The organism is Aeromonas diversa CDC 2478-85 (genome assembly GCF_000819805.1).
GTDB classification, from domain to species: domain Bacteria; phylum Pseudomonadota; class Gammaproteobacteria; order Enterobacterales; family Aeromonadaceae; genus Aeromonas; species Aeromonas diversa.
This window is the reverse complement of the sequence record NZ_CDCE01000029.1, coordinates 25,919-43,588: the sequence shown is the minus strand read 5'-3', so window position 1 is coordinate 43,588 and position 17,670 is coordinate 25,919. Positions and strand designations below refer to the sequence as shown.

At 60.5% G+C, this 17,670-nt stretch carries 12 protein-coding genes and 1 pseudogene; 8 read left to right on the top strand and 5 right to left on the bottom strand.

The window, feature by feature from the left end; translation table 11 throughout:
* Nucleotides 1–13 precede the first annotated feature (13 nt).
* The 4 genes and pseudogenes from BN1121_RS20375 to BN1121_RS09575 form a co-directional block, all read right to left on the bottom strand.
* A pseudogene (locus BN1121_RS20375) lies at nt 14–732 on the bottom strand (hypothetical protein); the annotation flags it as partial.
* A gap of 49 nt (nt 733–781) precedes the next feature.
* On the bottom strand, nt 782–1,918 hold the full coding sequence (locus tag BN1121_RS09585; RefSeq protein WP_005356953.1) for a beta-ketoacyl-ACP synthase III: 1,137 nt from the start codon (nt 1,916–1,918) through the stop codon (nt 782–784).
* Nucleotides 1,919–1,953: 35 nt separating this feature from the next.
* Entirely contained in the window at nt 1,954–3,117 is a 1,164-nt protein-coding gene (locus tag BN1121_RS09580; RefSeq protein WP_005356950.1) for a vWA domain-containing protein, read from the bottom strand.
* 2 nt (nt 3,118–3,119) lie between these two features.
* Nucleotides 3,120–3,962, bottom strand: coding sequence for an AAA family ATPase (locus BN1121_RS09575; protein WP_005356948.1), 843 nt, complete (start codon nt 3,960–3,962; stop codon nt 3,120–3,122).
* A gap of 150 nt (nt 3,963–4,112) precedes the next feature.
* Between BN1121_RS09575 and cysK the strand changes: the two genes are divergently transcribed.
* The 8 genes from cysK to BN1121_RS09535 all read left to right on the top strand — a co-directional run bounded on the left by cysK (nt 4,113) and on the right by BN1121_RS09535 (nt 15,881).
* The gene (cysK, locus tag BN1121_RS09570; RefSeq protein WP_005356945.1) at nt 4,113–5,081 is read left to right on the top strand and encodes a cysteine synthase A; all 969 of its coding nucleotides are present in this window, start codon (nt 4,113–4,115) and stop codon (nt 5,079–5,081) included.
* A gap of 454 nt (nt 5,082–5,535) precedes the next feature.
* Nucleotides 5,536–5,793 (top strand): HPr family phosphocarrier protein, encoded by a 258-nt coding sequence (locus BN1121_RS09565; RefSeq protein ID WP_005356942.1) that lies wholly within the window; start codon nt 5,536–5,538, stop codon nt 5,791–5,793.
* A gap of 49 nt (nt 5,794–5,842) precedes the next feature.
* Entirely contained in the window at nt 5,843–7,570 is a 1,728-nt protein-coding gene (gene ptsI / locus BN1121_RS09560; RefSeq protein ID WP_005356940.1) for a phosphoenolpyruvate-protein phosphotransferase PtsI, read from the top strand.
* Nucleotides 7,571–7,614: 44 nt separating this feature from the next.
* Nucleotides 7,615–8,124, top strand: a complete 510-nt coding sequence (crr, locus tag BN1121_RS09555; protein ID WP_005356937.1) for a PTS glucose transporter subunit IIA — start codon at nt 7,615–7,617, stop codon at nt 8,122–8,124.
* Between the two features lie 150 nt (nt 8,125–8,274).
* A complete protein-coding gene (mscK, locus tag BN1121_RS09550; RefSeq protein WP_005356935.1) occupies nt 8,275–11,592 on the top strand; it encodes a mechanosensitive channel MscK in 3,318 nt (1,105 codons plus the stop codon).
* A 311-nt stretch (nt 11,593–11,903) separates the two neighbouring features.
* Nucleotides 11,904–12,434, top strand: a complete 531-nt coding sequence (locus BN1121_RS09545) for an SRPBCC family protein (RefSeq protein ID WP_005356932.1) — start codon at nt 11,904–11,906, stop codon at nt 12,432–12,434.
* Between the two features lie 799 nt (nt 12,435–13,233).
* Nucleotides 13,234–14,499 (top strand): RidA family protein, encoded by a 1,266-nt coding sequence (locus BN1121_RS09540; protein WP_005356929.1) that lies wholly within the window; start codon nt 13,234–13,236, stop codon nt 14,497–14,499.
* A 593-nt stretch (nt 14,500–15,092) separates the two neighbouring features.
* Entirely contained in the window at nt 15,093–15,881 is a 789-nt protein-coding gene (locus BN1121_RS09535) for a hypothetical protein (protein ID WP_005356926.1), read from the top strand.
* Nucleotides 15,882–15,937: 56 nt separating this feature from the next.
* On the opposite strand, the gene BN1121_RS09530 is transcribed toward BN1121_RS09535, so the two are convergent.
* Nucleotides 15,938–17,554 (bottom strand): NAD(P)/FAD-dependent oxidoreductase, encoded by a 1,617-nt coding sequence (locus tag BN1121_RS09530; protein ID WP_005356925.1) that lies wholly within the window; start codon nt 17,552–17,554, stop codon nt 15,938–15,940.
* Nucleotides 17,555–17,670 lie beyond the last annotated feature (116 nt).

The following is a 17,670-nucleotide window of genomic DNA, read 5'->3' as shown; positions in this document are numbered from 1 at the left end:
ATTCGTCATCCCGGGCGACCGGAACCCGAGCGTCGAGATCCCCGACCCGCACCCTGGCCATGGTCCGGGTTTGATAACCCAGTGTAAGGGTCAAATTGCGCCCATAGGCACGAATAATGAACCAGAGATAGGCGAAGGCCGTCGCCATCACGAAGGCAACCTCAAACAGGATGAGCGCCTGGGCCGTCTGCCTGGGCAGAGGCAGTTCATTCGCCGCCAGCCACTCGATGTCCTTGTTAAAAACCAGGAAAAAGACGGCCCCCAGCAGCGCCAAGGTTGCCAGGGTGAAGAGGGAGAACTTGCGCGTCAGTGGCATGCCTATCGGACCGCTCAGCTCGAACACGGCCTTGGCTTCACACTCCCTGGCTTGTAACCATTCCCGCTGCAGCGACAGCTCGGCCGCCACCAGAAATCCCAGGGTCAACATGCCCAGCAGGATCTTGAGGTGGCTCTCCATGGGAAAGTCATACAAGAGACCGTTATAAAGGGACCAGAGCACGCCACCGAGCAGGAAGAGACTCAACTCAACAAAAAAGCCATTGCGGTGGTCCCCCCTCTCACTAGCAGACGGCTTCGCAGGCCATACATGGCGACAAAGATGATCAGTACAGGCGTGCCCAACTGGATCAGAGTGAGCCCCTCCAGAAAGGGGCAAACCTGGATCCCGTAGAGCAGGATAAGCTGCAGGCTGACCACGTAGTGAAGGGCAGCCCTTCGATAAATGGGATACATAGACCCACCTGAACGCGTTGTGTGGTTATTCTCGGTGAGTCTGACCCACCTAGCGGCGCCGGAGCAACAGGCTACCGACAGAATAGCCGGCGCCAAACGAGCAGAGAACGCCCCGGGCGCCGACGGGAAGGTCGCGATTGTACAGATGAAACGCGATGATGGAACCCGCCGAGCTGGTATTGGCATAGCGGTCCAGAATCACCGGCGCCTCCTCGGTGCTGGCATCGTGGCCGAGCACCTTGCGCGCGATGAACTGGTTCATGGTGAGGTTGGCCTGGTGCAACCACAGGCGGTTGAGGGTCTCGCTGCCCCACCCGGCGCTGCCGAGCTGGGTCGTGATGATCTCGCTCACCATGGGCAGCACCTCCTTGAACACCTTGCGCCCCTGCTGCACGAACAGCTTGTCGTCGCCGTAGCGGGTGTCGGGGCTGCAGCGGTTGAGGAAGCCGAAGTTGTTGCGGATGTTGTTGGAGAACTGCGTCACCAGACGCGCGTCGACCAGCTCCCAGGGGTGCGGGTTGTGGCTCGTTTCCGCGCGCTCCAGCAGCACGGCGGTGCAGGCGTCGCCGAAGATGAAGTGGCTGTCGCGATCGCGAAAGTTGAGGTGACCCGAGCAGATCTCGGGATTGACCACCAGGGCCAGCCGGGCGGTACCGGCGCGCAGCAGATCGGCGGCGGTCTTGATGGCAAAGGTGGCCGAAGAGCAGGCCACGTTCATGTCAAACGCCGCCCCGGTGGCCCCCAGATAGTGTTGCAGCTCGATGGCCAGCGCCGGGTAGGGACGCGGCATGTTGGAGGCCCCGACGATGACCAGATCGATCTCGCTCGGCTCGCGGCCGGCCTCTCGCAGCGCCTCCTCGGCCGCCGCCACAGCCATCTCCACCATGAGGGAGGGCTTGTCGTCGGCACGCTCGGGAATGAGAGGCTGCATCACCTCGGGGTCGAGCACCCCCTCCTTGCTCACCAGGTAGCGGCTCTTGATCCCCGACGCCTTCTCGATGAAGTCGCAGCTCGAGTACTGCTTGGCCGGGATCTGGCCGGCGTCGATGGCCGAGGCGTTCTCGTCGTTGTAGAGATCGACCCAGCGATTGAAGGCCTCAACCAGCGCCTCATTGGAGACGGCATGGGGAGGGGTATAAAGGCCGCTGCCACTGATCACGATGGCGGTCGTCGCATTAGATGTCATTTCAGCTCCTTGGGTGGGCCGCTTGGCAGCCTCGCTTATAGTTGCTCCACTGCCTCGGCAAGACCTGCCAGAGTCAGCGGGTACATGCGCTCGCCGATCAGCGAACCCATCAGTTTGATAGAGGGGTGCCACAGCCACTCCCGGCGTGGCGTGGGATTGAGCCATACCAGCTTGGGAAAATGGGCCTGCAGCCGTTCCATCCACACCTGCCCCGGCTCCTCGTTCCACTGCTCGACCGAGCCACCCGGCCAGGTGATCTCGTACGGCCCCATGGTGGCGTCTCCCACCAGGATCACCCGGTAGTCGCTGCCGTAGGTATGCAGCAAGCGCCAGGTCTCGAGGCGCTCCTCATGGCGCCGCGCGTTGTCCTTCCACACCGACTCGTACAGGCAGTTATGAAAGTAGAAATACTCCAGGTGCTTGAACTCGTGGCGCAGGGCCGAGAAGAGCCGCTGCACCTGGGCCACGTGGGCATCCATAGAGCCCCCCACGTCGAAGAAGACCAGCAGCTTTACCCCGTTGTGGCGCTCGGGGCGCAGCTGCACGTCGAGCCACCCCTGACGGGCGGTGCGGCGGATGGTCTCGTCAAGATCGAGCTCGCTCGGGCTGCCGCGGCGCACCCAGCGCCGCAGCCGGCGCAGGGCCAGCTGCATGGCGCGCTGGCCGAGGGGCTCCTCATCGGTGAGGTTGCGGTAAACACGCGCCTCCCATACCTTGGCGGCGCGGCCATGGCGCGACTGCCCTCCCATCCTCACCCCTTCGGGGTGGTAACCGCCATGCCCAAACGGGCTGCTGCCACCGGTGCCGACCCACTTGTTGCCGCCGGCGTGGCGCTCCTGCTGCTCGGCCAGCCGCTCATTGAGCCGCTCGAGCAGCTTGTCGAGCCCACCGAGGGAGGCCAGCAGCGCCTTCTCCTCCGGGCTCAGCAGCCGCTCGAACTCCTGGCGCAACCAGTCGTCCGGCAGGCTCTCGGGCAACAGGGGGGCACTTTGCAACCCGTCGTAATACTCGCCAAAGGCGCGATCGAAGCGATCGTAGTGGCCCTCGTCCTTGACCAGCACGCAGCGCGCCAACTGGTAGAAGGCCTCCATGTCGACCGACACCAGCCGCGCCGCCAGCGCCCCGTGCAAGTCGAGCAGCTCGCGCAGGCTCACCGGCAGCCGGTGACGGCGCAGGCAGGCGAAGAAATCGAGCAGCATGGCTACTCGCCCCGACGGGCCAGGAAGGCCAGTTTCTCGAACAGGTGCAGGTCTTGCTCGGTCTTGAGCAAGGCGCCGTAGAGGGGCGGGATCAGCTTGCCCGGCTCACGGGCGCGCATCAGGTCGGCATCGATCTCGTCGGCCAGCAGCAGGCGTACCCAGTCGAGCAGCTCTGAGGTGGAGGGGCGCTTGCGCAGGCCCGGCACCTCGCGCAGCTCGAAGAAGAGCTCGAGCGCCTCACCCAGCAGCTCCTCTTTGAGGTGCGGATAGTGCATACGGACGATGGCCGCCATCTCCTCTTTCTCGGGGAAGCGGATGTAGTGGAAGAAGCAGCGGCGCAAGAAGGCGTCCGGCAACTCTTTTTCGTTGTTGGAGGTGATGATGACGATGGGGCGCTGGCGGGCCGTCACCCGCTCGCCGGTCTCGTAGACGTCGAACATCATGCGATCGAGCTCGAGCAGCAGATCGTTGGGGAACTCGATGTCGGCCTTGTCGATCTCGTCGATCAGCAGCACCGGGCGCTGATCGGCGGTGAAGGCCTGCCACAGCTTGCCGCGGCGGATGTAGTGCTGGATGTCGGCGACACGCGGATCGCCGAGCTGGGAGTCGCGCAGGCGCGCGACCGCGTCGTACTCATAGAGTCCCTGCTGGGCCTTGGTGGTCGACTTGATGTGCCAGGCGATGAGCTCACAGCCGAACGCCTCGGCCACCGCCTCCGCCAGCATGGTCTTGCCGGTGCCGGGCTCACCCTTGATGAGCAGCGGCTTCTCCAGCACTACGGCGGCATTGACCGCCATCTGCAACGCCTCGGAGGCGAGGTACTGCCCACTTCCCTGAAATTGCATCCTCGTCACTCCTTGCGCTCGAGGTGGAGAACCACAGCATAAGCTACATAGGTTCTAATAACATATGGTTATAACAATTCGTCACTTCTCATTCAGACTCGAGGCGTTACTCTTAACCCATATTCGACCGACACCACAGGGACCTGTACCATGAGCAAGATCTACGAGGACAACAGTCTGACCATCGGCAATACCCCGCTCGTTCGTCTCAATCGCGTGAGCAAGGGGCGTGTCCTGGCCAAGATAGAGAGCCGCAATCCCAGCTTCAGCGTCAAGTGCCGGATCGGCGCCAATCTGATCTGGGATGCCGAAAAACGCGGCGTCCTCAAAGCCGGTAAGGAACTGATCGAACCGACCAGCGGCAATACCGGCATCGCCCTGGCCTTCGTGGCAGCGGCTCGTGGTTATCCTATCACCCTCACCATGCCGGCCACCATGAGTCTGGAGCGTCGCAAGCTGCTCAAGGCCCTCGGTGCCAAGCTGGTGTTGACCGAAGGCCCCCTCGGCATGAAGGGCGCCATCGCCAAGGCCAACGAGATCCTCGCCTCCGACCCCGACAAGTATGTGCTGCTGCAACAATTTGAGAACCCGGCCAACCCGGAGATCCACGAAAAGACCACGGGTCCCGAGATCTGGGAAGCCACCGACGGCGAGGTTGACGTGTTCGTGGCCGGTGTCGGCACCGGCGGCACCATCACAGGTGTCTCTCGCTACCTCAAGCAAACCAAAGGCAAGGCCGTGGTGTCGGTCGCCGTCGAGCCGGCCGAATCGCCCGTCATCAGCCAGAAGCTGGCCGGCGAGGAGCTCAAACCCGGCCCCCACAAGATCCAGGGGATCGGTGCCGGCTTCATCCCGGGCAACCTGGACCTGTCGCTGCTCGATCGGGTCGAGCAGGTCACCAGTGACGACGCCATCAAGATGGCGCGCCGCCTGATGGAAGAAGAGGGGATCTTGGCCGGCATCAGCTCAGGCGCTGCCGTGGTCGCCGCCAATCGCCTGGCCGAGCTGCCGGAGTTCGAGGGCAAGACCATAGTGGTCATACTGCCGAGTGCCGCGGAGCGCTATCTCTCCAGCGCCCTGTTTGCCGGTCTCTTCACCGAGCAGGAGCTACAGCAGTAAGCCATCTCCTTCCCCTCAGCCCCCTTCCCCGTAACGGCGCTCACTTGAGCGCCGTTACTCCTTTGACTAGCCTCTTCGACATCAGACATGAACGAAGCCCTTATTTTAAGGGGTAAAATAACATACTCTGGCGCGACAAAAAGAGCAGACAATCTGTGATAAATCTCATATTCTATGGCCCGTCAAGGCATTTTTGCCTGCAAGGTATCACAAAGTAACATAGTGTTATTTTTCGTTATGAAATAATCTCCAAGCCCGACGCCATGCGGCCTGCAGAGAGAAATGACGAAAAAAAATGCCTCTCTTCGCGGAGAAGTACACAGAAAATTGACCTGGATTAAGCCTTTGCCAGTTCGATTTCGTTACTTTACAACATATGCTTAGTTAAACGGTTCGGAAAACGGTTACATGTACCGATCTGGACGTGAAAATATCAATAATATGGGGTGAAACCATGTACGAGAAGTCTGTAGTTATCACTGCTGAAAACGGCCTGCACACCCGTCCGGCAGCTCAGTTCGTCAAAGAAGCCAAAGAGTTCCAGAGCGAGATCACCGTGGTCTCCGGCGGCAAGTCCGCCAGCGCCAAGAGCCTGTTCAAGCTGCAGACTCTGGGTCTGACCAAGGGCACTCAGGTCACCATCCAGGCCGACGGTCCGGATGCCCAGAAGGCCGTTGAAAAGCTGGTCGCCCTGATGGACGAGCTGGAGTAATCCGGCTTTTCCCTCCCCCACAGTCTTAGGTTCTATTTAGGATAGGGTTATGATATCTGGCATTCTGGCGTCCCCCGGCATTGCATTCGGCAAGGCGCTGCTCCTGAAAGAAGAAGAGATCGTGATCAACCAGGCTCCCATTGCAGAGAGCCAGGTCGAGAGCGAAATCAGTCGCTTCATCGAAGCACGTTCCAAGTCAGCTGTTCAGCTGGACGCCATCAAAGAGATGGCCGGTCGCACCTTCGGTGAAGAGAAAGAGGCCATCTTCGAAGGCCACATCATGCTGCTCGAAGATGAGGAGCTGGAAGGCGATATCAAGTCCTTCATCAAAGAGAACCAGGCTTCGGCTGACCGTGCAATCTATGAGGTCATCGAGCAGTATGCCCGCATGATGGCAGAACTCGATGACCCCTATCTGCGCGAACGAGCCACCGACTTCCGTGACATCGGCACTCGCCTCATCAAGAACACCCTGGGCATCCCCGTTGTCAACCTGAGCACCATCGACGAAGAGGTGATCCTGGTCGCCAAAGACCTGACCCCGTCCGAAACCGCTCAGATCAACCTGAAATACGTGCTGGGCTTCGTCACCGATATCGGTGGTCGTACCTCCCACACCTCCATCATGGCGCGCTCTCTCGAGCTGCCGGCCATTGTGGGCACCAACGACATCACCAACCGTGTCAAGAATGGCGACATGCTCCTGCTCGACGCCATCAACAACAGAGTGGTGATCAATCCGAGCGACGCCGAACTGGCCCAGTTCAAAGAGACCCAGAGCCGCTATCAGGCCGAGAAAGATGAGCTGGCCAAGCTCAAGGATCTGCCGGCTATCACCCTCGATGGTCATCAGGTCGAGGTATGCGCCAACATAGGTACCGTCAAGGATACCGAGGGTGCCATCCGCAACGGCGCCGAAGGTGTCGGTCTCTATCGCACCGAATTCCTGTTTATGGACCGTGACGCTCTGCCGAGCGAAGACGAGCAGTTCCAGGCGTACAAAGAAGTGGCCGCCGCCATGCCGAACCAGCCGATCATCGTCCGTACCATGGACATCGGTGGCGACAAGGAACTGCCCTACATGAACTTCCCGAAGGAGATGAACCCGTTCCTGGGTTGGCGCGCCGTGCGTATCTTCTTCGACCGTGCCGACATCATGAACGCCCAGCTGCGCGCCATCCTGCGTGCCTCCGCCTTTGGCAAACTGCGCATCATGTTCCCGATGATCATCTCCGTCGAGGAGTTCCGCAGCCTCAAGGCCACCGTGGAACAGCTGAAGGCCGAACTGCGCGCCGAAGGCCATGCCTTTGATGAAGCCATCGAAGTGGGTATCATGGTCGAGACACCGGCTGCCGCCGTGATGGCTCACCACCTGGCCAAGGAAGTGGACTTCTTCAGCATCGGTACCAACGATCTGACCCAGTACACCCTGGCTGTGGACCGTGGCAACGAGATGATCTCCGCCATGTACAACCCGCTGTCGCCCTCCGTCCTGAATCTCATCAAGATGGTGATCGACGCGTCCCACGCCGAAGGCAAGTGGACCGGTATGTGCGGCGAGCTGGCTGGTGACGAGCGTGCTACCCTGCTGCTGCTCGGCATGGGGCTGGACGAGTTCTCCATGAGCGCCATTTCTATCCCGCGCATCAAGAAGCTCATCCGCAACACCAACTTCGAAGATGTGAAGGCGATGGCAGACCAAGCTCTGAGCTTTGCAACCGCCGCCGAAATCGAAGCCTGCGTCGATAGCTTTATCAAGCAGAAGGCAGTCTGCTAAGATCGGCAGCAAACAGCGACAATCTTTCTCTAGGAGCTTTAACTATGGGTCTGTTCGACAAACTGAAGAAACTGGTCTCCGACGACAGCAGCGACACCGGCGGCATCGAAATCTTTGCCCCTCTGTCCGGTGAAATCGTACCGATCGAAGATGTACCGGATGTCGTGTTTGCCGAGAAGATCGTAGGCGACGGCATCGCCATCAAGCCGGCTGGCAACAAGATGGTTGCTCCGTGCGACGGTACTATCGGCAAGATTTTCGAGACCAACCACGCCTTCTCTCTGGAATCTGACAGCGGCATCGAGCTGTTCGTCCACTTCGGTATCGACACCGTCGAGCTGAAGGGCGAAGGTTTCAAGCGTATCGCTCAGGAAGGCCAACAGGTCAAGAAAGGTGACGTGATCATCGAGTTCGATCTGGCTCTGCTGGAAGAGAAGGCCAAGTCAACTCTGACTCCGGTCGTCATCTCCAACATGGACGAGATCAAAGAGCTGACCAAGCTGACTGGCGCCGTGACCGTGGGCGAAACCCCGGTTATCCGCATCAAGAAGTAAGTCGCTGACGACCTCGGTTGTCGAGTGCAGAAAACCGGAGCCTTGAGGCTCCGGTTTTTTTTCGTCCTCCCGCTGCCTCGCTCCCTTGGGCGGTGATAGAATCCGCGCGCCCAAGCGATCCACAACCCCAATGGCAATACCGGAATCCCTATGCGAACCATGAAGAAAGGAGTGCTCAAGGCCACGCTGCTGGTCCTGACCAGTCTGATACTGACGCTGCCCGCGGTACAGGCTCAGGAGCCCCCAACCCGTAACCAGATCCAGCGTCAGCTCGACGAGTTCACCAAGCAGGAAACCCTGACGGTGGGCCAGCAAGAGGATCAGAAGCGTCTGAACGAGGCGCTCGGTACTCTCGATGCCATCACCAAGGCCAAGAGCAAGGCCAAGGAGAGTGCCCAGCAGCTGCGCGAGCTGCCGGCACAACTCAAGGCCGTCACCAACGAACTGGCCGCCCTTGGCAAGGGTAAGACTCGTGAAGCGCTGGCCAAGGAGTATGACAAGCTCCCCCTCGAGCGCCTCGACGCCCTGCAGAGCGAGACCCTGACCAATCTGCAGACCCTGCAGGAACAGCTCGGCGCCATCAACAGTCGCCTTACTTCGTTGCAGACCCTGCCGGAGCGTGCCCAGGCCACCATGAGCCGGGATTACCAGCGCAGCCAGGATATCCGCGGTCAGCTCACCGGGGGCGACGTCTCCGCCGCTACTAAGTTGCAGCTGCAGGCAGAGCAGGCCCTCATCGAACTACAGCTTGCCCAACTGCAAAAGGAGCTCGACAGCCGTACCGAGCGCCAGGAGTTCACCACCAAGCAACGAGACCTGGTCAACCTGAAACTCTCCGCCGAACAACAACGGCTGGAGGTACTGCAGGAGCGCATCAGCGCCAAGCGCCTGGGCGCGACCGAGAAGACCGCCGAGCAGACCGGGGAGCTGGTCGCCAACGACAATAGCCCCCTGGTGCAGCGTGAGCAGGAGCTCAATCATCAGCTGAGCCAGCAGCTCATCGCCGCCACCGGCAACCTCAACCAACTGGTGCAGAAGAACCTGCAGGCCAAGAGCTGGCTGGATCGCGGCACCCAGATGGAGCGTAACCTCAACGAGCAGGTGGAGATGCTCAAGGGCAACCTGCTGTTGTCACGCATCCTCTACCAGCTCTACCAACAGCTGGAGAGTGCGCCGACCCAGCTGGTGAAGAACCTGGCCGAGCAGATAGCCGATCTGCACCTGGCCCAGTTCGAGCTGAGCCAGCAGCGGGATCAGCTCTACCAGAAGAGCAGCTACATCGATAATCTGGTCGCCCAGAGCGGCGACCCCGTCACCGACGAAGACCGCGCCCAGCTGGGTGAGCTGGTGGATACCCGCATTACCCTGCTCGATCAGCTCAACCGTCAGCTCGATTCGCAGCTGACCACCGCCATCAGCCTGCAGTTGACCCAGCAACAGATCCAGCGCGTCTATAGCCAGATCGAGTTCACCCTGCAGCAACACATCTTCTGGGTGAGCAGCAACAAGCCCATCGACGGCAAGTGGTTCATCGCCTGGCCTGGCCTGGCCTTCAAACAGTCCAGCGAGTGGGCTCTTCGCCCCGACTGGAGCCAATGGGGCGAGATGCTGCTGCCGGTGACCCTGCTGGCCCTGCCCATGCTGCTCCTCGCCGCCCTGCTGCGCTGGAAGCGTCCCTTGCTGCAACACAAGCAAGAGAAGATCCGCAAAGACCTCGGCCGCTTCCGCCAGGACAGCCAGTGGCACACCCCCAAGGCGCTGCTGTGGGCCCTGATCACCCGCCTGCCCGGCAGCCTGACCATAGGCGCCGTCGGCCTGCTGCTCACCTACTGCGGACTGCTCAGCCCCAAGCTCATCTTCGTGATGACGGTGAACCTGGCCCTCGGCTACCTGGTGTTCGGCCTCTATCTCGACGTGATGCAACCGGGCGGTATCGGCGAGAGCCACTTCCGCCAGCCCAAGCGAGATCTGCAGGCCAAGCACGCCAGCATGCGCTACCTCTGGCTCCCCTTGCTGCCCCTCATCATGCTCTCCACCAAGGGCACGGTAGAGCCCTCCACCCTGGCCAACGACGTGATCGGGCAGGCCTTCACCATCGCCCTGCTGGCGCTGACCGCTTACCTGGTCTTCCCCATCAGCCGTGCCCGCATCAAGGGTGAAGCGAGCCTAGGGCAGAATCTGCTGGCCCTGGCCCTGGCGTTGGCCCCGGTCGCGCTGATCGTGCTGGTGGTGGCAGGCTACTACTACACGGCGCTCAAGCTGACCGGTCGCCTGATCGAATCTTTCTACCTGATGCTGCTGTGGAGCCTGGTCTACCGCACCGCCCTGCGTGGTCTTGAGCTGGCGGCCCGCCGCCTGGCCTGGCGCCGAGCCGTGGCCAAACGCGAGCACAAGGCGACCGAAGATGCGGAAGGGGGAGAGACGGTCGAAGAGCAGCCGATGGATCTGGAAGATGTGAGCCAGCAGTCACTGCGTCTGACCCGCATCGTGCTGCTCGGCATCTTCGGTTTTGCCTTCTACTGGCTTTGGTCCGATCTGGTGGCGGTCTTCTCCTACCTCGACGGTATCGTGCTGTGGCACAAGAGCGAAGGGACAGGGACCAATGCCGTTCTCTTCCCGGTGAGCCTGCGCGACGTCATGGTCGGTCTGTTCATGCTGGGAGGCGCCTGGTCGCTGGCCCGCAACCTGCCGGGTCTGCTCGAGGTGTTGGTGCTCTCGCGCCTGCGCCTTGGCCAGGGCACCGCCTACGCCATCACCACCATGCTCAACTATGTGCTGATTAGCGTGGGTGTGCTGGTCTCCCTCTCCCTGATGGGGGTGCAATGGGACAAGCTGCAATGGGTCGCCACCGGTCTGTCGGTCGGTATCGGCTTCGGCATGCAGCAGATAGTGTCGAACTTCGTCTCGGGCATCATCATCCTGTTCGAGCGTCCGGTACGCATCGGCGATACCGTCACCATAGGTACCTTCTCGGGCACCGTCTCGAAGATCCGGATCCGGGCCACCACCCTGACCGACTTCGACCGCAAGGAGGTGATCATCCCGAACCAGCAGTTGATGACTGAGCGCCTGATCAACTGGTCTCTGAGCGATACGGTGACCCGTGTGATTGTGCGAGTCGGTGTCGCCTATGGTTCGGATCTCGAGATGACCCGCAAGCTACTGCTGCAAGCCGCCCAGGAGAACAGCCGGGTGCTCAAGGAGCCAGAGCCTCTGGTCTACTTCCTCACCTTCGGTCCCAGCACGCTGGATCACGAGCTGCGCTTCTTCGTCAGCGAGCTGGGAGACAGAAACCCCGCCATCGATGAGCTGAACCGTCGCATCGACCTGCTCTTCAAGGAGCACGGCATCGAGATCGCCTTCAACCAGATGGATGTCTACATCAAGAACATGAAGGGGGATGAGCAGAAGATAGAGTCACGCCCGGCCCTGCCCCCCGCCACCGCGAGCAAGGGCGACCCGTCCTGATCTTGTCTTAAAAGGCCCCTTATGGGGCCTTTCCCTATCCTGGCCCCGAGCTAACCTGGCGCCAGAGGTTGCTTAACCAAACCGACACCAAGCGGCCTCTTGCCCCGCTGAACAGCTCTGCGTATTGCGGTATATGCGGTGGTGAAACGAAGAGGTGGCTGTGACTGGTCGAGGTGGTTCACCTTCCCCATAGCCACTACGCTTACTGACAAAGATATCGGACCAGTAGAGTGATCACGATTTAACCTCCCCCATTGGAGGCAGATGAGGCTATACTGGCTCGACGGCATTCACCCAGGAGGGCGTTCGTGATGGAAAACAAGCAGCTGGAAGGAAGTATTCTGATCCCTGCCCCGGTCGAGGCAGTCTGGAATGCCTGGACCACGGAGCAAGGTATCCGCAGCTTTCTGGCCCCCGACTGCTTGGTCGTCGCCGAGCCCAATGGCCCCTTCGAGATCTATTTTCGTCCCCATGACGCCCATGGCCTGCGCGGCACTGAGGGGTGTCGCATGATGGCGGTGATGCCCTATGACCTGCTCAGCTTCAGCTGGAATTTCCCTCCCCATCTACCCCATATCCGCCACCAGAAGACCCAGGTCTGCCTGCGCTTCGTCCCCGAAGGGATGAGCACCCGGCTGCACTTCCTCCAAACCGGTTGGGCCGATGATCCGGAGTGGAACCAGGGTTTTGAGTTCTTTCAGGACGAGTGGTTCAACCTCTTCCTGCCACGCCTGCGCTGGTTTTTCCTCAACGGCCCGGTCGACTGGCACAACCCACCCGATCGTGACGAATTGCAATCGAGCGGTGCCGATTACTGCGTCATTGGCTGCGCCACTGTGTGAAGCCACTGCCGGGGGCCCATTCTGTTAACGTCTGAGCCCCCTTCGAAAACCATCCCCCCCTTGGAACTCGCGGCCCAGCCCTGCCTCGATACAGCCCCGAACAGAGCTCACCCATCAAATAGACCTGTTCCTGGGTGCCGCCCTCGCCAGCATCATAATGACACCATCCCTTCAGCGCGTGCGGCCCTGTTGTGACACACAAGCAGAGCCTGGCTTGGCTTTCGCCACTGCGGCGCTGCAATTTCATTGCATAAAGGCGGGCCACTGCACCTCAGTTAGCCCGGCCAGAGCCCCTCGCCGCTTTATTACATGCAGTGGTGCTGCATGATATTCCAGCTTCCATTCCAGGCGACCAGCAACGGGCCGCTGCTAGCATATTTCCCCCCGATTGAGAAGGGGTGACCTGTACCCAGAAAATAGATATCCATGCAGGCTAAATGCATCGCCAATCTTGGCCCATGCCTCTTTAACCTGGCATTCACACTTGCCGAAGACGGCTGCCCAGCGCTGGGGCCAGCCCATCATTGCCGGCGTTAAAAAATAGCCAAGCGCTCCTGAAATCAATAGCAATGGCACGATATTTCAGAGCGTTGAGACGCCTCATAGAAATAGGTTTTGGTTTTGCATCCGGCTTCGGGCCACTCCTAGAATCCCCCCTGTCTGAAACGATATCCCCTATCACCCCCCCTATAAGCGGCAGCACAGAGTCACCATTGAGCAATCAATGACTCCGATGACGGCCTCATAAGAATCGATAGGGAAACCCTGAACCTTATAATCCATAGCGAGGTCGACTCCCATGAGTGGCACTATCATCAAGGCGGCAAGAAATACCGACAAGGCTCCCCTGAACCTGGGTCCCTACACCCAGAGCGTGGCCTTCTCCCACTACAACAACATCTCGGCCCAGCTGCCGGTTGACCTGGCTACCGGCAAACTGATCGAGGGGGATATCCAGGCTCAGGCCAGGGCGTGCCTTACCCATATCAAGGCCATCGTCGAGAGCATCGGCCATGTGATGGACGATGTGGTCAAGATCACCCTGTTCCTGCGCGATATGGGGGATCTGGAGGCGGTGAACGCCGTCTATACCGAGTTCTTCCCAGGCTATGTGCCGACCCGCTCCGTGCTGGCCGTTGCCGCCCTCCCGCTGGGGGCCCGGGTACAGATGGACGCCATCATTTCCAACGGCGAAGGGACTCATCCCCAGGCCCCCTGCGCCCTGATCAAGCTGGCCCGCGACAGCGACCGCGCGCCCAAGAGCACCTTCTCCACCCAGACGGTGGCCTTCTCCCACTACAACAACGTCTCGGCCCAGCTGCCGCTGGATCCGGTCTCTGGCCAACTGGTCGAGGGTGGCATCAAGGCCCAGGCAGCCCAGTGCCTCAAGAACATCAAGGCAATCCTGGAGAGCATCGACGTTCCCTTCGACGACATCGTGCGCGTCAACGTCTACCTCAAAAGCCTCGCCGATCTGGAGGCCGTCAACGAGGTCTACACCACCTTCTTCCCCGATTCAGGGATCGCCCGTGCCGCCGCTTATATGCCGGCTCGCTCCATCATCAGCACCTCGGCCCTGCCCATGGATGCCCTGGTACAGATGGACGTGGTTGTCTCCCACGGGGATGGCACGCCGCCCCAACTGGTCGAGGATCGCCACGGCCTGGTGATCAGACCCCGTAACACGGATCTGGCGCCGCGCAGTGCCCTCTACACCCAGACTGTCGCCTTCTCTCACTACAACCACATCGCCGGCCAACTGCCCATCGATCCGGCCACCGGCAAGGTGCTGGCAGGGTGTGTCAGGGAGCAGGCCGGCCAGTGCCTGACCCAGCTCAAGGCGATCGTCGAGAGCATTGGTCACGTGATGGATGACATCGTCAAGATCAACATCCATCTGAAGAACATCGAGGATCTGGAGGCGGTCAACGCCATCTATACCCGCTACTTCCCCGACTACCTGCCGGCTCGCACCGTGATCGGCGTCGCCGAGCTGCCGGAAGGCGCCCTGATCCAGATGGATGCGGTACTCTCCAACGCCGAGAGCACCCCGCCCCAGGCCTGAGGACACCATCCGGACACCGGCCTTGCGCCGGTGTCTTTTTATTGCAGCAAATAAGACGATCTCAACAAGCCCCCTCGACAACACCGATAATCCCATTTCTGTGACCCGGAATTATTGACTGTCTTTCCCATGAGGCCCGCCTTTGTCATTTTCGTTAAAAACACGAGAAAATAATGACGCATGCAAAGCCAGATGGGCACCATCGACATTGGCGTCTACGTACGTTTCCCCGGTAAGAGCAAGCTCATGTCCCCATCCAAGAGTAAAAGGCTCATCGCTTGACGGCGGCTATATACCACTCTTGTGTGGCAGGTCATCAGGTTATGGGAGGTATAAATAAATCGCGAAGCTTATTGCGCAAAGGGGGCTAGACGGAAACACAATAAAGCTGACATATAAACGGATAGTGTCTAGTCAACACCTCATTCTAAAATCCGTTTTATTAAGACTTGATATTGTTCATGCTATCGGGTGTATATATTCACTCGGATACCAACATATCGGCAATCCGAAGACACCTCCGTCCTCTGGATAATACCAGTGACACGCGATTTTGTATCACCGCATGTGCGACACCCGCCGAAGGAGAGAACATGAAAGAGATTGTCCTCATCACACTGCACGGCATGGGCCGTGACGGGGGTGGCGCGGAGGCGCTGGGTGCGCGGCTTGGCAAACTGATGGGGGCGCGTTGGTCAAGGGTGGCGTTTCATCCGGTCGATTATGCCTCCCTGCTGCAAGCGCCTCAGGATAGCCTCTGGCAGGCGATGACCCAGCGCTATGCACTCGATAGCGCACCGATCCGCACATTTCTGCTGCACTATCTCGGCGATGCGGGTAGCCTGGAGTTCAGTGCCCACCGGGAGCCGGCCAGCTACCTGGCGGTACAGGGGAGACTACACCAGGCCCTGCTGGCTGCCTGGGAGGCGTGTGGGCAGAGATCCTGCCCCGTGGTTATCCTCGCCCACTCCCTCGGGGCGCAGGTGATCTCCAACTATTTGTGGGACGCCCAGCATCGCCAATATCTGTTTGCGAACGCCCCCGAGCACATGCCCCCGCAAGAGGCCTTTGGCGCCCTATCCTCTCTGAGGCGACTCATCACCACGGGGTGCAACATCCCTCTTTTCACCAGCGGCCTGGAGGAGCGTCACTGCTTTACCCGGCAGCCCTCTGACCTTATCTGGGATAACTACTACGACAGGGACGATCCCCTGGGGTGGCCGCTGCGCCCCCTCGGCAGCAGTTATGAGTGGATCAACGATAGAGAGATCAATGTCGGCGGCGTATTCAGCGCCTGGAATCCGGCCAGCCATACCCACTACTGGGACGATGAGGATCTGCTACGCCCCCTGGCCGATGCGCTCAACGCGCGCACGCCCTGACCCCTTCACACACATAAAAAAGAGCTCAAACGAGCTCTTTTTTCTTGCCTGACGCCTTACGCCTGCTGCAGGCTGGCCAGCATGTCGAGGGCCACCGCCTCGGCGACCTTGATGCCGTCGATCCCCGCCGAGAGGATGCCTCCCGCGTAACCGGCGCCTTCACCGGCCGGGTAGAAGCCCTTGAGGTTGATGCTCTGGTAATCCTTGCCGCGCTTGATGCAGACGGGCGAGGAGGTACGGGTCTCGACCCCGGTCAGCAAGCCGTCTTCCGAAGCGAAGCCCTTGATCTGGCGATCGAAGGCGGGGATGGCCTCGCGGATCGCCTCGATGGCAAAGGCCGGCAGGGCCTTGGAGAGATCGGTCAGATGAATCCCCGGGGTGAAGGAGGGCTGCACGTCCCCCAGCTCGCCGGGTTTACGCCCCTTGAGGAAGTCGCCGATCTTCTGGGCCGGCGCGTCGTAGGTCTCGCCGCCGAGGCGATAGGCATTGGCCTCCAGCTCGCGCTGCAGACGAATGCCCGCCAGGGGATCCCCGGGGTAGTCCTGCTCCGGCGAGATGCCGACCACGATGGCGCTGTTGGCGTTGCGCTCGGCGCGCGAGTATTGGCTCATGCCGTTGGTCACCACGCGCCCCTCTTCCGAGGTGGCCGCCACCACAGTGCCGCCCGGGCACATGCAGAAGCTGTAGACGGTGCGGCCATTCTTGCAGTGGTGCACCAGCTTGTAGTCCGCGGCCCCCAGGATCGGGTGGCCGGCGCTCGGCCCGAAGCGGGCGGCATCGATCATCGACTGCTTGTGCTCGATACGAAAACCGACCGAGAAGGGCTTGGCCTCCATGTAGACGCCGCGCTCGTAGAGCATCTCGAAGGTGTCACGGGCGCTGTGGCCGACCGCGAGCACCACGTGGCGCGTCTTGATCTCCTCGCCATTGGAGAGGGTTACCCCGGTTATCTGCCCCTCTTCCATGTGGATGTCGTCAACCCGGGTGCTAAAGCGGATCTCGCCGCCCAGCTCGAGGATTTTCGCCCGCATCTTCTCGATCATGGTCACCAGCTTGAAGGTGCCGATGTGGGGCTTGCTCACATAGAGGATCTCCTCCGGGGCGCCCGCCTCGACGAACTCGGTGATCACCTTGCGGCCATAGAAGTTGGGATCCTTGACCTGGCTGTAGAGCTTGCCATCGGAGAAGGTGCCCGCCCCGCCCTCGCCAAACTGCACGTTGGACTCGGGGTTCAGGGTGCGCTTGCGCCAGAAACCGAAGGTGTCCTTGGTGCGCTCACGCACCTCCTTGCCGCGCTCGACGATGATGGGGTTAAAGCCCATCTGAGCCAGCACCAGGCCGGCAAACAGGCCACAGGGACCGAAACCGATCACCAGGGGGCGCTCTTGCAGGTTGTCAGGGGCCTTGGCCACAAACTTGTAGTCCATGTCAGGGGTCGGGCGCACCTGGGGGTCATTCTTGAACTTGGCCAGCAGCGGCTCGGGGTTGGCCACCTCCACATCCACTGTGTAGATGAGCTGGATGTTGTTCTTCTTACGAGCATCGTAGCCACGTTTAAACAGGCTAAAGGAGAGCACCTGCCCGGCAGGAATGGCCAGCTTGGCGGCAATCGCCTCGTGCAGCGCCCCTTCCTCGTGATCGAGCGGCAGCTTAAGTTCGGTTAAACGTATCATGGGATGTCTCGTGGATAATGGGTGTCTTAGCCTCACCACCGGGGTGGCGGCTCACAATGGCGCGCATTTTACGAAAATTCCCCCCTCCTGTCATACTCGCTTGTCGATAAGGGCTC

Coding starts and splice junctions, on each gene's coding strand:
- mscK (WP_005356935.1), top strand. CDS start 8,275: ATGCGAACCATGAAGAAAGGAGTGCTCAAGGCCACGCTGCTGGTCCTG.
- crr (WP_005356937.1), top strand. CDS start 7,615: ATGGGTCTGTTCGACAAACTGAAGAAACTGGTCTCCGACGACAGCAGC.
- BN1121_RS09540 (WP_005356929.1), top strand. CDS start 13,234: ATGAGTGGCACTATCATCAAGGCGGCAAGAAATACCGACAAGGCTCCC.
- BN1121_RS09545 (WP_005356932.1), top strand. CDS start 11,904: ATGGAAAACAAGCAGCTGGAAGGAAGTATTCTGATCCCTGCCCCGGTC.
- BN1121_RS09565 (WP_005356942.1), top strand. CDS start 5,536: ATGTACGAGAAGTCTGTAGTTATCACTGCTGAAAACGGCCTGCACACC.
- BN1121_RS09575 (WP_005356948.1), bottom strand. CDS start 3,962: ATGCAATTTCAGGGAAGTGGGCAGTACCTCGCCTCCGAGGCGTTGCAG.
- BN1121_RS09585 (WP_005356953.1), bottom strand. CDS start 1,918: ATGACATCTAATGCGACGACCGCCATCGTGATCAGTGGCAGCGGCCTT.
- BN1121_RS09580 (WP_005356950.1), bottom strand. CDS start 3,117: ATGCTGCTCGATTTCTTCGCCTGCCTGCGCCGTCACCGGCTGCCGGTG.
- BN1121_RS09535 (WP_005356926.1), top strand. CDS start 15,093: ATGAAAGAGATTGTCCTCATCACACTGCACGGCATGGGCCGTGACGGG.
- ptsI (WP_005356940.1), top strand. CDS start 5,843: ATGATATCTGGCATTCTGGCGTCCCCCGGCATTGCATTCGGCAAGGCG.
- BN1121_RS09530 (WP_005356925.1), bottom strand. CDS start 17,554: ATGATACGTTTAACCGAACTTAAGCTGCCGCTCGATCACGAGGAAGGG.
- cysK (WP_005356945.1), top strand. CDS start 4,113: ATGAGCAAGATCTACGAGGACAACAGTCTGACCATCGGCAATACCCCG.